This window comes from Providencia sp. PROV003 (assembly GCF_045040775.1).
GTDB classification, from domain to species: domain Bacteria; phylum Pseudomonadota; class Gammaproteobacteria; order Enterobacterales; family Enterobacteriaceae; genus Providencia; species Providencia huashanensis.
Genome location: NZ_CP096369.1, coordinates 1920176 through 1937132, shown reverse-complemented (window position 1 = coordinate 1937132; position 16957 = coordinate 1920176). Strand labels below are relative to the sequence as shown.

The 16957-nt window shown below is 37.5% G+C and carries 8 protein-coding genes; 1 reads left to right on the top strand and 7 read right to left on the bottom strand.

Annotation, left to right across the window (positions count from 1 at the left end; all coding sequences use genetic code 11):
- Positions 1 to 65 precede the first annotated feature (65 nt).
- The 5 genes from M1F14_RS08805 to mazG all read right to left on the bottom strand — a co-directional run bounded on the left by M1F14_RS08805 (position 66) and on the right by mazG (position 12304).
- Positions 66 to 1451, bottom strand: coding sequence for a DASS family sodium-coupled anion symporter (locus tag M1F14_RS08805; protein WP_042848171.1), 1386 nt, complete (start codon positions 1449 to 1451; stop codon positions 66 to 68).
- A 299-nt stretch (positions 1452 to 1750) separates the two neighbouring features.
- A complete protein-coding gene (locus tag M1F14_RS08800) occupies positions 1751 to 7705 on the bottom strand; it encodes a TcdA/TcdB pore-forming domain-containing protein (RefSeq protein ID WP_181468700.1) in 5955 nt (1984 codons plus the stop codon).
- 230 nt (positions 7706 to 7935) lie between these two features.
- Entirely contained in the window at positions 7936 to 9237 is a 1302-nt protein-coding gene (eno, locus tag M1F14_RS08795) for a phosphopyruvate hydratase (RefSeq protein ID WP_042848174.1), read from the bottom strand.
- 65 nt (positions 9238 to 9302) lie between these two features.
- A complete protein-coding gene (gene pyrG, locus M1F14_RS08790) occupies positions 9303 to 10940 on the bottom strand; it encodes a glutamine hydrolyzing CTP synthase (protein ID WP_042848176.1) in 1638 nt (545 codons plus the stop codon).
- A 569-nt stretch (positions 10941 to 11509) separates the two neighbouring features.
- Positions 11510 to 12304, bottom strand: coding sequence for a nucleoside triphosphate pyrophosphohydrolase (gene mazG / locus M1F14_RS08785; protein ID WP_042848178.1), 795 nt, complete (start codon positions 12302 to 12304; stop codon positions 11510 to 11512).
- Between the two features lie 362 nt (positions 12305 to 12666).
- Here mazG and M1F14_RS08780 point away from each other — a divergent pair, with 362 nt between their 5' ends.
- Positions 12667 to 13296, top strand: coding sequence for a hypothetical protein (locus M1F14_RS08780; protein ID WP_042848180.1), 630 nt, complete (start codon positions 12667 to 12669; stop codon positions 13294 to 13296).
- Positions 13297 to 13356: 60 nt separating this feature from the next.
- Here M1F14_RS08780 and relA read toward each other — a convergent pair whose 3' ends face one another.
- Positions 13357 to 15588 carry a GTP diphosphokinase gene (relA, locus tag M1F14_RS08775; RefSeq protein ID WP_042848182.1) on the bottom strand — a complete coding sequence of 744 codons (2232 nt, stop codon included), beginning with the start codon at positions 15586 to 15588 and terminating at the stop codon, positions 13357 to 13359.
- A 16-nt stretch (positions 15589 to 15604) separates the two neighbouring features.
- Positions 15605 to 16936 carry a 23S rRNA (uracil(1939)-C(5))-methyltransferase RlmD gene (gene rlmD, locus M1F14_RS08770; protein WP_166685760.1) on the bottom strand — a complete coding sequence of 444 codons (1332 nt, stop codon included), beginning with the start codon at positions 16934 to 16936 and terminating at the stop codon, positions 15605 to 15607.
- Positions 16937 to 16957 lie beyond the last annotated feature (21 nt).

Sequence of the window (16957 nt, the reverse complement as noted above, 5' to 3'; positions counted from 1 at the left end):
ACGAAGTAACAAACAAAACGGCCTCCGAATAAGAGGCCGTGTGTTAATTCAAATTTGGGCTTAAGTTACATCCAAACGAACCATGCAAACAGTGAAATCACTATGATACAAGCAACGTTCAACACTGCCCCAACCCGCACCATTTCGATTTGCCTAATATAGCCAGAACCGAACACAATCGCATTTGGTGGTGTCGCAACTGGTAACATAAATGCACAAGATGCACCAATACCAATGATCATTGTTAATACAATAACTGGCATACCTAATGCCTCAGCAACTGTCGCAAAAATAGGCACTAATAATGCCGCACTCGCTGTATTACTGGTAAATTCGGTTAAAATGATGATAAAGGCTGTGACGGCGATAATAATCACAAACCAGTGACTTTGGCCAAATGTTAATTGCATCCAATCTGCCATGATGCGGCTCGCACCTGAAGAGCTTAAAATTGCGCTCAGGGTCAAACCTCCACCAAATAACATTAGCACGCCCCATTCAGTATTCTTTTGAATTTGCGCCCAACTAGCTACGCCAGAAATACCAATTAGGATCGCGGCACTGACTGCAATAATAGTATCTAAGTCTTTAACACCACCGAATGCATCACTGATAAATGTACTGGTGATCCAACATACAACAGCTAATAAGAAAATAACCATTGTTGTTATGCGTTTACCATTCCATTCCACGTGTTCTAATTCAATTTCAAAACGGTGTTTAAGATTAGGACGCAGCATCATATACATCAATACAAACATCATTGGCAGTAATACCACCATGATAGGAATACCGTATTTCATCCATGATAAGAAATCTAACCCTAATGCAGCGGCTGCGATCGCATTAGGTGGGCTACCAACAATGGTTCCCAAACCACCAATACTGGCACTATACGCAACACCCAATAATACAAATACAAAAGTGTTACGTTCATGGCGAACATCTAGGTTAGATAAAATACCCAACACTAACGGTAGCATCATAGCAGCAGTTGCAGTGTTACTGATCCACATCGACAGTAAAGCTGTAACGCCAAATAATAATAAAACAGCAACAGACAAGCGACCGCGAGCTGCCATCAGTAAACGATTAGCAATCAGCCTGTCAAGACCTTGAATGTGCAATGCTGTTGCTAATGCAAACCCACCAAAAAATAAAAAGATAATTGGGTTCGCAAAAGATTTCAGCGCATCACCTGTATTCATTAACCCAAGCACTACAGCGAGAATTGGAATACATAAAGCAGTGATTGTAACGTGAATAGCTTCGGTCAACCAAAGCACGCCAATAAAGACCATCATAGCGAGGCCTGCATTAGCTTTGTCATCAAATGGCAAGTATTTCAACAGTAACAGCAATAGTACGATATCAACCGCTAAGATTATCCAACCCCGCTTGTTTGATGGACCAGGCCCTACTGCTGGTGTTAAAGATTCAGAAGCATCCATGTAAACTCCATAGCTCGGAAGCAAATTCAGTTTCGAGTTTTATTGTTAATATTTATTTACGAGAAGTGAAATATAGAGTTAATTTATTAGGATGAAAATGTGGATACTCCAAAATTGCGATCTATGTTGTGTAATTTAGCTATTTTTTCATTGTAATGACAATAAATAATCGACTTTATCGATTAAAGTAGCTTAGATATGCTGTCCTAAGTCCCCGATAGAAACAAGCCTCGCTAAGCTTAGCATCTTATGTCAGCCAGCCTAACAACACTGGCTGTATTTTAATCCATAATTAACAATTACTGTTTTTCATTAAATAAAGAAAAAACCTGTTCAGATGTATGTTTTTGAAGATGTTGATTTTTTGCGTCACTGGTTAAAAATGATTTCTCACTGCTAAAAGGCGCCATCACTTCAGTTAACCTAGATATACTAAGATCACTAAACTCCCCTTTATAAGGGGCACTCTCAAGCTTTTTTCTTAAACTAACTTCAGTACTCAATCGACTTTCAAATGATGCTTTCTGAATCAGTTCATCCACGTTGTACGAAGCAAACTTATTAATACAGTTTATCTGTAAATGTTTATGAGTTTGAGATTGTTCTCCGAAAACTTGGCGTAACATTAATATTGTCCCCGTACTGGGGTCAGTTAAAAGCAGATCATCATTGTACTGATTTACTAGTAAAGAATCTAAATCATCAACAGGCAAAGAGATTGTATCTATTAAAGAGTCATTTGCGTAATTATCAATAACAATTACCTTATAGTGCCGCCAAACAGATCTGATTAATACATACCTACCTAGTCCCTCACCTCCGCTCAATACTAAATTTTTAACATTAGAAATGACTGGAGGAATAAGTATTCCATTCTCTTTTTTTGCTTGGATAATTAATGATGTCCCCACAGGGCTAGGTTTATCCTCACCATTTAAAATTACATCATGATAAAGTATTTCATCATTTTCTGTAAAAAGAAGCACCCCTGAATTGACTCTTTTGACACTTTTAAACTTAGTATTAGGATGTAATTCAATAATAGAAGGCAAGCTAGAAACCTCCTTAATTTGGTAACCGGAACCAAACGAGTCTCTTAACTGCTCAGGAGTTGCGTACTTTTGTATGTAAATTTTACGACTAACTGTATCAAAAATAAGTACACCGGAGTCGTCCTTATTTCTACCTAATAATTTTAGTGTGTTTCCTGTTAACAATTCTTGGGCGATAACAACTTTGTTATCTACATACCATGCAGGTACCGTATCCTTACCATTTGACGATTTAATACCGAATAATGTCAGTATAGGCAAGTCACTGAATAATTCATTCAAACTATCCCACCAAAAAGGGTGCTGCTCAAACCAAAAAGTATTAAGTGCGACTTGATGTGATTTCCCATCTGCATTTATTTGATAGACTATTCCATAAACATCTATGGCTAAAATACTTTTTTTCCAAAAAATAACATTTTTTAAATCAGGTATCTCAATACTCTCCATGACTGATGACGTTGAGTTTAAATTTTGTTTTTCAAAACTTTCTTGGCGATAGATTATTTTATTCTTATCATTATAAAAATAAAATACTTCATTTCCTTTTTCATCTAACAAGCCCCCCACTAAAAATAAATTAGAAAGTAGAGATGTATCTTCTTTAGTCGGATTTAATGATAAACCACCTCTTTCTCTTATAGAATTATAATTAGGAATTATTATTTTATCATTTTCTATAAAATACCAATAACGCTGTGATACCTTACCTTCACTTTCTTCTGATATCATAACTACTTTTGCTAATTCAGAAGTAGTAGAGTTTGATACCCGACCATTGTCTGTAATACCTACCATATGTTCAGCTAAAAAAGACACCGTTTTATTTGATGATATCTTATCAAATAATTCAGAGGGATTTTCTTGTGATATCACATCAATGGTAATACTCAACAATTGTATTTTATTATTATAAAATAAGTGAGTAGTTTTAACTAAATTACCTTTTACCATTATTTCACATGAAATATAAATACTTTCATCCTCTTGCCATATATCAATAATTTCAATTGAAGCAGTTTCCGGATAGGTCATTTTATACTCAGACAGAATATCTCCGGAGCTAATATCAACCCCCAACATTACATTACTTTTTAATACATAAAAATATGCCACTTCGTCAAGTGCCGTTCCAAGAACCATATTATTATTTTTATATTTTTCTGAATTAATGAATATAAATCGTTCTTTATCCATTTCAAAAAAAGCACGCCCGACGTTTATCTCATTGTGTTTATAATTTTCTATAACTATATATTTTTCATATAATTTATTTTCATGAGATAATTGCCTAAGATGACTAACAAGCGTTTGCTGACTATTTACCCATTGACTCGCATCTTCACTGACAACACTCACTGTTAATGCTTCAAAATTTACTTTGCTCAACTCATTATTTTTATCTAATACAAAAATATTATCTTTATTTAAATAAGATGAAATTTCTATTTCAACACCACCGATATTCAGGCCATTTTCCAGAACCTTAATGCTTGGGTTATTCAGTTGCTCTGTATTTATCACCCAACGAGATGCCTTCCCATCATCATCCATTAACTTAATTTTAACGCCTTCTTGTATGCTTATTTGATATTCACCCCCACCACCTTGGATTTCATATTTTATATATCCATGCCATTCCTTGGCTAATTTTGGAACAAATAAATACCTATATTGTTTATCTAACCTAACTTCAATTGATGTATCAACATATTCATGGTAAATTTGTGTAATTGTATTCTCACTCGGGAATATATAAAAATCATAATCAAAGTTATCTTCATTTTCTAGGCGCCTAATCACATCAAAACCGCAATCATGGCGCATTGTTGCTCCTGGCCATAAGTTATAATTATATTTAATATACGACTTAGGTATGACTGGCAAAATTAGCGCTTCTACATTTTCGGTCTCTAATTTATGTACCTTATTTTGATAGCCTATCCCATCACGAATATTAATCGCCTTATCTTTATCAATTACCATTGTAGGGAAATTGCCACCCCAAAAAATATAATTTCGCCTTCCACCACCGGCTGATACTGAACTGGTTCGATAAATATATTGGCTATCAAACTCAATTTGCTTCGACCTTAAATCAATTTTTCTAAATACCGCACCAAAACGAGGCACTAACGCTTTTTTGTCACTTAAATAATCATATCCATTACCTTTATAAGCTTGATCAAGAGCATAAAAATAACGACCAACTGCTTTTGCATTATCACCTATAATAGCAAAATTACGTGCTAGCCCCGCAAACCCAATGCCAAGCCCTGCGAATATAACACTCGCATCTCCCAAAGCCATCGAGGTACTCGCTGCACCTAAAAAACCTGCCCCCGCACTACCAGCCCCTGCAATTAGCCCTACTGAATCAAAAGATAATTGAGTACCAAACACCACTTTTTGAGATTCATTTTCTGCATGTTCTAGTTCATAAATATCAAAGCCAACAACTGCACCATTAAAAATTAGCCCTACACCTTCATTTGCTACATTAGCTAAAGAAAAAGAAAAATCACTAATTACCATCGCCGATGTATCGGATTCTTCGATTAATACTGTTTTAACTAATTCCGTTATTTTCACTGCATCGGTCATTGTCCCATGAGCCGTCATCGTATAGTTAACATAGCTATGCAATTTAAGTGCTAATGATAAATTAGAGGAGTTCTCGTTATCTTCACTCAACTTTTTCGTTCTATTTTCAGCCCATTGAATTATAGATTGTATTGCTATTCCCGCATTTAAGCCTTCAATAGGTACTGTATTGATATCCCCCCCTTTTGGAACCACTTTATTTTCATTAATATAATAATATTGCTCAAATGCCAGCATATTTTTTTCATAGTAATTTTTAAATGCCATTAACGAGCTGTCTGTTGTTTCAGCCCAATAGGTTGATTGTGGATCATCTTTATTAATGAATTGAATCCGATAGTGGTTATCTTCAATTTCCTCGATATTTGAAAATAAAGGAAGCCAACTTTTCCCTAACCGATGTTCAGATGATATTTTTTCTATCGATTTACTTAGTGATTTCCCCCACTGCTGTGCATCTAAAATAGTAAGTGATGTTTTTAACTGAATATCTACTTCGACTATATCCTGTCGTTCAATTAGTTGAACAACCGATTGTTGGCGCTCTGAAGCTGTACTGAGAGACTCTACATCACTTAAATTGTCAACATTTAAATAATTACCAACAGGAACTAATGCCATATCATCATTGACAATTGTCAGCACTGAAAAAGTAGGCGTACTATCTGTACCAAAGGCAGAATAATACTTCGCCATTTGGTTATCTATCATAAACTTATTTACCGCAGAAAAAAGAGATTTACTTTTATCAAAAGAGAATAACCCAAAGTTAGGGTCATAAAAATAATATAGTGTATAACCATCCGTAACTGTTTTACCAATCAACATGGAATGTGTTCTTGTATTTACTGCAAACATCATGTTTTTTTCTTTTAAAGTTAATAAATTTTTTATGTCATTTAAGTCCATATATCCATGGGGAATTGAAGCCTCTACTGCACTAATATTAGAATGTAATTTAGCTAATGCTGATTTAAACAAAACAGAATCCGTTTCGTTGGGGGTTGCTGAAGCAAAAAATAACCTATCAATTAATAAATTAGCGCCCTTTGTTCCTCGGTTTGATAATGCAACTGACATGGCTCTAACTAATGGATAACACCGCCCATTAGATGTATCATCAGCTAGCATCAAATAGAAATCTTGTGGTGCAAGGCGATTTGTTATACTACCATTTAAATAAAAAAGCTCGCTAATTTTTTCCGTTTTATTTAATATATTATCGATATATTCTTTATGCTCAGACTCTTCTATTTTTTTATATAACGCCCCTCTATTTAATGCAGTTAAATTTTGATTTACATATATTTCTTTCATTTGTAGAGATGTCATATCATCCCTAACTAAAGCTATGCTAATCTCACTAAATTTTTGCATCCCATTATTAAAATCTATTTTGAATTTTATATTAGCTGAGTTTTTGTGGATATAAACCAAGTTATGATAACGGTTTGTAATTAAAAGATCAGACTCGATATTTCGTCGTTTAATTGACTTACGTTCAATAACCCAATCCATCCCTTTTTTTTCTTTGACTTGATACCATAGCCAACTCCGCTCCGCATCCCTAGTTTCTAAAAGAAGCGATTCATATTGTTCTGTTATAAATAATAAATACATTCTATTTTTGGCTGTTTTTGTTTTTAAAACATTAATTCTATTTCTTTCTTTTACCTTGTTAAGACTTAATGATTCTAAATGTTTTAATTCAGATTCCCATTTTTTTAAAAGCTGTTTAAGTAAGATTGAGTCCGACTTAATTTTATTGCTTATATTGTTTATTATTACCACCCAAGGATTAGATGCTAAGTTATCTAATGAAAAATCGTCAAATTCAAAATTACCTTTATTTATATCATTTGTAGGAACATTATATAGCTTTGCTAAATTCAATATTCTCTTGTGTAACCTACCCCTATATTCTATAAATTTTCGCTTTTTGTATGATAGAAAATTAACACTTGCATGATAGCTATCTAATGGTTTGTTTTCATCTCGAAAAATAGGGATAGCAATATTGCCCTCTATTTTATATTTTTGCTTTTGTAATAAAAGTTGCCATTTACCGTTAATATATTGCATATATGCTGCGGCAATTCCTCCGTGACTCCCTTCTACTCTATAGTCATTATAGTCAATAGCCATAACGACATTATCATAGAGGATAGAACTATTAGTTCGCCTATCTTGATAAACCCGATAACTCTCTGAATTTAAGTCAGTTACTATTATTGAGTGACCTGAAAGCGTTCCTGTAAATAAAAACTTTATTTCTTTTGCATTTTTAGGGATATCTATATAAATAGGTCGCTTATTATTATCGTTTATTCTGTTACACCCTAAAAAATAACTTTCAATACTTTCTCCATCCCTAAGTACGTCAGAACCACTGGCATATTCCATACTATAAGCGCCATCCGCAACCTTAATGAATTGTATTCGACCTTCTGTAAATGGCTGCTCAAAATGTGTTATGCTATCAGTATTAATGACATTTCTTTGAGTAAACTCGATAAAATTAGACGTAATTAAATTAATATCATTACTTTTAATTAGTTCTTTTCCTATTTTTTTTTGCGCATCATTTATTACAATCATTAAATACCCATCCCTATTGAATACAGGTTAAAATTAATATAAAAACAGTTAAACACTATTAGTTATAAAAAATTTAAGCAATAACTCATTAGGTAATAGAACTAAAATAAGAACTAATTCAGCTGGTAGAAAATAATATATTAATTATTTAAATTTATTATCTATGAATAGTAGATAAAAAAGGGAAGCCTAAGCTTCCCATGTAATAATATTATTAAGGTCAAACTAAATTAAGCTTGGCCTTTCACTTCTTTCAGGCCATTGAATGGCGCATTTTTGCCTAATGCTTCTTCAATACGAATCAGCTGGTTGTATTTAGCAACACGGTCAGAGCGGCTCATAGAACCGGTTTTGATTTGGCCTGCTGCTGTACCTACAGCTAAATCTGCAATAGTTGCATCTTCAGTTTCACCTGAACGGTGAGAAATAACCGCAGTATAACCGGCATCTTTCGCCATTTTAATTGCAGCCAAAGTTTCAGTTAACGAACCGATTTGGTTGAATTTGATCAGAATAGAGTTAGCAATACCTTTATCGATACCTTCTTTTAAGATCTTAGTGTTCGTTACAAATAGGTCGTCACCAACCAATTGGATTTTGTCACCAAGTACTTTAGTTTGGTATGCGAAACCGTCCCAGTCAGATTCGTTCAGGCCGTCTTCGATAGAAACGATTGGATACTGTTTAGTCAGTTCTTCTAAATAGTGAGTAAACTCTTGTGAAGTAAAGGTTTTGCCTTCACCTTTTAACTCGTAGTTACCCGTTTCTGCGTTATAGAACTCAGATGCTGCACAGTCCATCGCTAGAGTAACGTCTTTACCTAATACATAACCAGCTTGTTCAACGGCTTCTTTAATTGCGGCTAAAGCTGCTGCGTTTGATTCCAAGTTAGGAGCATAACCACCTTCATCACCAACTGCTGTATTCATACCTTTAGATTTAAGTACTTTAGCTAAGTGATGGAAGATTTCAGAACCCATACGAACCGCTTCTTTCAGTGTTGGTGCACCAACAGGCTGGATCATAAATTCTTGGATATCAACGTTGTTATCTGCATGCTCACCACCATTGATGATGTTCATCATAGGTAAAGGCATAGAATATTGACCATGAGTACCATTCAGATCAGAGATATGCTCATACAGAGGCATGCCTTTTGCTGCTGCTGCTGCTTTTGCGCTTGCTAAAGAAACAGCCAGAATTGCGTTTGCACCAAATTTAGATTTGTTTTCTGTGCCATCAAGGTCAATCATGATTTGGTCGATATTGGCTTGATCTTTTGCATCTTTACCAGTTAGGGCTTCTGCGATTGGGCCATTTACAGCGGCAACTGCTTTCAGAACACCTTTACCCAGAAAACGTGCTTTATCACCGTCACGCAGTTCCAGTGCTTCACGAGAACCTGTAGATGCACCTGATGGTGCAGCTGCTAAACCAACAAAGCCGCCTTCTAAATGAACTTCAGCTTCTACAGTTGGGTTACCACGAGAGTCAATGATTTCACGGCCGATCACTTTAACAATTTTGGACATTAGGTTTTCCTCAGTACAAGTTAAATTTCGGGAAGCTGGCACACCTGCACCGACTTCCCCATATCTTATTTCAACTCACCTTTCTGGTACTTACCAGCGGCTTTAACAAAACCTGCAAACAATGGGTGACCATCTCTTGGAGTAGAAGTAAATTCAGGATGGAACTGACATGCCACAAACCATGGATGATTTGGATTTTCAATAATTTCCACCAATTTGTTATCTACTGAACGACCTGCAATTTTCAAGCCTGCATTTTCAATGCGTTTCAACAGTAAATTATTTACTTCGTAACGATGGCGGTGGCGTTCAATAATGGTTTCTGAACCATACATATCACGCACTAAGCTACCATTCACTAAGTGACATGGCTGACCGCCTACTCGCATGGTACCCCCAAGGTCACTCTCCTCAGAGCGAACTTCAAGGTTACCCTCTTCGTCACGCCATTCTGTAATCAACGCAACAACTGGGTATTTACAATCTGCTTTAAATTCTGTTGAGTTTGCATCTTCCATATTGGCAACGTTACGAGCAAATTCAATCAACGCAACTTGCATTCCCAAACAAATACCTAAATAAGGGATGTTATTTTCACGTGCATATTTTGCCGTCAGAATTTTCCCTTCAATGCCACGTTCACCAAAACCACCTGGAACTAAAATAGCATCCAAGCCTTTTAGTAATTCAACACCACGAGTTTCAATATCTTGTGAATCAATTAATTTAATGTTCACTGTTAAACGGTTTTTCAAACCACCGTGTTTTAGTGCTTCAATAACTGACTTATATGCATCTGGTAACTCAACATATTTACCTACCATCCCAATAGTGACTTCACCTGCAGGATTAGCTTCTTCGTAAATAACTTGTTCCCATTCAGATAAATTCGCTTCTGGGCATTCGATACGGAAACGGTTACAAATATATTCATCCAAACCTTGTGATTTTAACAATGCTGGGATTTTATAAATAGAATCAACGTCTTTTAAGGAAATAACCGCTTTTTCTGGTACATTACAGAATAACGCAATTTTTGCACGCTCATTCGCAGGGATAACACGGTCTGAACGACAAATTAATACGTCAGGCTGAATTCCAATTGATAGTAACTCTTTCACAGAATGCTGCGTTGGCTTAGTTTTCACTTCACCCGCTGCTGCAAGGTATGGCACTAAAGTTAAGTGTAAGTATAAAGTACGCTCACGACCTACTTCTGCCGCCATTTGACGAATAGCTTCTAAGAATGGCAATGATTCAATATCACCAACAGTACCACCAATCTCGACAAGAACGACATCATGGCCTTCGCCACCACGGATAATTCGGTCTTTGATTTCATTAGTGATATGCGGGATAACTTGAATTGTCGCACCTAAGTAATCACCACGGCGCTCTTTGCGCAGAACTTCGGAATAAACACGCCCAGTCGTAAAGTTATTGCGACGTGTCATTTTGGTACGGATAAAACGCTCATAATGACCTAAATCTAAGTCAGTTTCAGCGCCGTCTTCTGTAACGAAAACTTCCCCGTGTTGGGTAGGGCTCATTGTACCTGGATCTACGTTGATGTAGGGGTCCAGTTTCATAATCGTCACATTGAGTCCACGGGCTTCGAGTATAGCCGCCAAAGAGGCTGCGGCAATGCCTTTACCCAGAGAGGATACGACCCCGCCGGTCACAAAAATATAATTAGTTTTCATGCTGAACCTGAAAGTTTAGGTTTAAAAGATGATGGATATAACAGGACGGGAAAACAGTATACCCGAACCTTAATTTCGCTACAAATGTTCTAAGCATAATAAGGCTAAATTTCATCAATACTCTAATATTATCAGCAAGTTAAAAACGAAAATTATTTATCGCTTTAAAAGTAGTCATCTATGTCTGTTTTTATAGATTAACACAGTTTAAAGGCAAAAGCTAAATCCTTTCAGCTGATTATATGGCGTAAAAAATGCGATTCTGCACTAACTTTGATTTTGAATAACTATTTACTCTATCACCCGCTATTTAACGCCCAAAAATGCCACGTTATTCATTGTTTTTGAAGCTTTGTTTGGGAATGTTGAATAAATTACTTTTAGAATAAACCAACAATATCCAAATCTTAAAACGACAGATAGTTTCAATACTTACATATAATGGCTCTAAATAGTTCGCATTACAGCTAGGCAGCAAGAGAGGATATCTCGGGGAGCATACATAAGTATGTGACCTGTGTAGCCGAACGCAGCCAACAACGCTGTAGTGCGAAATATGACGAGACATTTTATTCTTGGCTTTTAACCTGCAGCCAGAGCGCTTCCATCTCCTCAAGTGTAGCACTTTCTGTAGATTTACCACTTTCAGCTAAACATTTTTCAATTTGACGAAAACGAGATTCAAATTTGTTGCATGCTTTTTGTAGCGCTATTTCAGGTTTATGCCCCAAATGGCGAGATAAATTTACTGTGGCAAATAATAAATCACCAATTTCTTCTTCAAGGCGCGTTTCATCGACAACAACCTGAGTTGCTTCCTCCATAACCTCTTCTAATTCTTCATGAACTTTACCAACTACAGGACCCAGTGTATCCCAATCGAAACCCACTGATGCACATCGTTTTTGAATTTTATACGCTTTCATCAGCGCGGGTAATGAGCTTGGAATATCATCCAGTACAGAAAACTGGGATTTCTCAGCTCTCTCTTTCGATTTACGTTTTTCCCACCCGTCAATCACCTCTGTACTGCTCAGCGTATTATCGGCATCAAAGATATGGGGATGGCGGTGCTCAAGCTTATCACTCACGGCTTGGCAGACATCATTAAAATCAAACAATGACTTTTCATTCGCCATTTGTGCATAGAAAACCACCTGAAATAATAAGTCCCCTAATTCACTTTTTAAGTCAGCAAAATCTTCGCGCTCTATTGCATCTAACACTTCATAAGTTTCTTCAAGTGTGTATGGTGCGATAGTTTTAAACGTCTGTACTTTATCCCATGGACAACCGCTTTGAGGGTCGCGTAGCTGTGCCATAATAGACAATAAGCGTTCTATCTGAGGATTGGCCTGACTCATTTTTATTCCCTTTTTTCTTTGATTTTGTACGCGTTGGCTTTTTATCACTGACTGATTACAAGATAGAACCAACTGAAACGATTTTTACAATGGCAGTTTTATACTTTAATTAATGCAAATTGCATGTAGACGACAAACAAAAATAGTCTGATAGGCATACACCAATGCGTAATGCAGTTACCTGAATGCCCGTTCCATGCAACTTGAAGTATGACGAGTATAATATGGGAATTCAATAAGCTATCTCCCCTTCATCAACTATCAATGACGATAAAAAACAAATTCGACATTTTTACCTTTATTTATGAAAAATACTGTCCAAAAAATAAGTATGGTAAGAAAAACATTAAAGAGCTAATAGCATGTTTAATAAAATTACGTATCCAGTCAGTGAACTAAACACAACGGATATCACACCAAAAAATCGCCTTAAATCTTTGTTTTCAAAAAAAGTAAAATTAATTAGCAACTCTTCAATCAACCTTCATCCGAAAGGAGTTGGTAAAGGGTATGAAACTTGCAAAGCCTTTAGCTTTGAGAAAAGTACTCGATCAGATATCTACTTTAAAATCGGTTATATCAGTGATTTTAAAGGAATGAAGGAAGAGGCTTTAACCATACACGGAACTCCTAATGGACAAGTTTCAATGTATTCGAATAATACGGCCAATAGAAAATACTTAACGGTAAAAGAGGCGATATCTCATATAAAATCAGTTCACAATGTTGACCTTACGGTTTCCCAAAAACCACTGCATGTCCTATCATGCTTTGGTGTTACTAATGGTGTCTATCAATCATTTGCAAATGAATTAAACAGAGAAGTCATAGGATATGGGGATGGAGGTGTGCTAAGAGGTAATGATACCTCTGAATATTTATCTAATCCCAATGTTGACCCTCTACTTTCGGTCATTGACCACAATACACCACAAGAAAAAACGATGATCGCGAGTGTTCATAAGTATTACCCTGCTCACGCAAAAAAATAGTATTTGGCTAAAGTAAAAGACCGCAGCCAACAACGCTGCGGCTCAATATCTGACGACAACCTATGATGAATGGCGTTTTGCTTCTATCACATCAGGTAACTGATTTAATTTTGCGAGTACCCTGCTTAGTACCTCAATGTTATAAAGCTCAATTGTCATATCTATTGTCGCTAGTTGCTGTTTAACATCACTACGACTACTGACACCAAGGACATTAACTTTTTCGTTCGCTAAAATTGTCGTAATATCGCGTAATAACCCACTACGATCGTTTGCGACTACCCTGACGACTAAAGAATAACCACTTGAATAGTTTTCCCCCCATACGGCATCAATAACACGCTCAGGGGCATGGCTTTGCAATTCAGCCAACTGTTCACAATCCGCACTGTGAATGGAAATCCCTCGCCCTTTGGTAATAAAACCGACAATTTCATCACCCGGGATTGGCTGGCAACAACGCGCAATATGGTGCATCAGGTTACCCACCCCTTCGACGACCACACGACCACTTCCATGAGATGGTGCCCTTGGAACTGAAGACTTACTTTCCAGCGTCTTCATCGCTGCACGGTCTTCTTCTTCTGCTGTCGCCTTATTAAACTTACTTTGTAGGAAGTTAACTAATTGGTTGATACGAATATCACCACCACCAATACCCGCTAAAACTTCATCTAATGAATGAACGTTATACCGCGCTATCAACAGCTTTTCTGCTTCTCTAAGACTAATATCGAGGTGAGATAACTCGCTATCCAATATTTGGCGACCCGCAAGGATATTTTTGTCTCTATCTTGCTTACGGAACCAGTTTTGTATTTTCGCTCGTCCACGGCTAGTGGTAACATAGCCAAGGTTAGGGTTTAACCAGTCACGACTAGGATTTGGATGCTTTTGCGTAATAATTTCAATTTGATCCCCCATTTGTAGTTGGTAACTAAATGGCACGATGCGACCACCAATCTTAGCCCCTATACAACGGTGACCCACATCACTGTGGATATGATATGCAAAATCAAGTGGCGTCGAACCCGTTGGCAAATCAACGACATCACCTTTAGGTGTAAAGACATAGACTCGGTCATCAAATACTTGGCTACGCACCTCATCCAGCATTTCACCAGAATCGGCCATTTCTTCTTGCCATGCAATTAACTTACGCAGCCATGCAATGCGGTTTTCATAGCTACTGCCCTTGCCAACACCCGTTGCGCCTTCTTTATACTTCCAGTGCGCTGCAACCCCTAACTCTGCATCTTCATGCATTTGACGAGTTCGTATTTGAATTTCAAGGGTTTTACCATTTGGCCCAAGTACCACCGTGTGAATCGATTGATAACCATTTGGTTTTGGATTCGCCACATAATCGTCAAACTCATCCGGCAAATGACGAAAGTGGGTGTGTACAATCCCTAGAGCAGCATAACAATCTTGCAAGCGTTCGACGACAATACGCACTGCACGCACATCGAACAGTTCATCAAACGCTAAAGATTTTTTCTTCATTTTGCGCCAGATACTGTAAATATGCTTAGGGCGACCGTAGATATCAGCTTGAATACTCTCTTTTAACATATACTTTCGTAATGTCCCTACGAAGTTATCAATGTATTCTTCACGATCGATACGGCGCTCATGGAGTAATTTAGCAATTTTTTTATACTCATCAGGGTGCAAATAACGGAAACAAAAATCTTCTAGTTCCCATTTTAGCTGGCCTATCCCCAAACGATTTGCTAAAGGCGCATAGATATTTGAACATTCTTTAGCGGCTAATACGCGCTCATCTTCTGTTGCATCTTTTACCTCACGTAAATGTGCGATGCGTTCAGCTAATTTTATGACAACACAGCGGAAATCCTCTACCATCGACAGTAACATACGACGGATATTATCCACTTGTATCGAGCTTGTTTCACTCGACTGCGTGGCTTTGAGCTGGCGAATTGCGTCCATTTCCAACACGCCCTTAACAAGTTCGTTAATAGAATTACCAAACTCATCAATCACATCTTGCTCTTTTAGCTCCCCTTCTTCGACTAAAGGGAAAAGCAAAGCTGCTTGTAAGCTACCGATATCCATACTCAATGTAGAGAGTATCTCGGTCATTTCAATGCCGCGCCATAGCAATAAAGGCGCTTTTTCTTGTCCAGCTAATTTGTCATGACAGTATTGCCAGGTATGGATGAGCTTTTCTTCTGATTGCTTATTGCCCAAACCTAAACCATTAACCCAATTTTCTGGGGCAAACTCACCTGCTGGGGTAAGATGTGCACTTCTTACTGCAACCATATATTCTCCCTACCGATTAAACCTCTGGGCGACGGATAAATAATGCCATTGACTCTAAATGGCTAGTGTGCGGAAACATATCCAACATCCGCAAATGTAATAATTGATAACCCCCACCAAGCAAAACCTTGCTGTCCCTAGCTAATGTTGTGGGGTTACATGAAACATAGACAATTTTTTCTGGCATCAGTTTAATTAAATGTTCCATTACACCAGCAGCTCCGGCCCTTGCAGGGTCTAATAACACTTTATTAAACCCTTGAGCTGCCCATGGCTGTGTATGAATTTGTGCTTCTAAGTTCTCATTATAGAATGCTACATTATAAATAGTATTGAGCTGAGCGTTGTTTCGTGCTTGTTCGACTAAATTTTCAACACCTTCAACCCCAACGACAGATTTCGCTAGCCGAGCAATAGGCAGTGTAAAATTACCCATTCCACAAAACAGGTCTAATACCCTGTCTTCACTGTTGATATCCAACCATGCTAACGCCTGCTCGACCATTTGTTGGTTAACTTGCGCATTAACTTGAATAAAGTTTGACGGATTAAATCTCAACCTTTCCCCTGCGACTTGATATTCAGGTAATGGGGAAGCCTCAGTCAGCGTATGTAAGTTTTCATCATTACCTGCTAACCAGATAGACACTCCGTGCTGATTTTCAAAATCAATGAGTTTTTGCTTATCTGAAGATAGCAAAGGAGCCAAATGCCGGATCAATACAACTTTGCAGTTATCCGCATAAATTAATTCAACATGCCCCAGTTTCGCGGCAATACTGAGCTGGTTGAGACATTGTGAAAGCGGCTCAAGCAATATGTCTAGATCGGGTGATAAAACAGGACAATGTTTTATATCAACCAAAGTATTCGATTGAGTTTTTCGAAAGCCCATGACTAACCGATGGCTTTTAGAATGGTATTGCAAACCCAAGCGTGCTCGTCGACGGTAGCCATATGACTCACCGCTGATAACCGGGGTTGCTGGTTTATCTACCCCCGTTTCGCGTAACATTACATACTGTAAAGCAAGGGCTTTACTTTCCCTTTGTAGTTCAATATCAACATGCTGTTGTTGGCAACCACCGCATTGTTCAAAGTAACCGCAGCGTGGCTTAACCCTTTGTGGATTGGTACTCAACCGCCTAATAACCTTCGCTTTTGCAAAATGACGTTTATCTTCTGTTAATTCAATCTGAGCTTCTTCATTAGGCAATAAACCTGCCACAAAAATCGTTTTGCCATCGACACGAGCGACACCTTGCCCAGCAGCATCAAGGCTTTCAGCAATAACCGTTATTTGACGGCGTGAAGTAGTACGGCGGTTCGGAGAGTAAAATTGAGCCATAAGTAGTCACTACGGAGTATT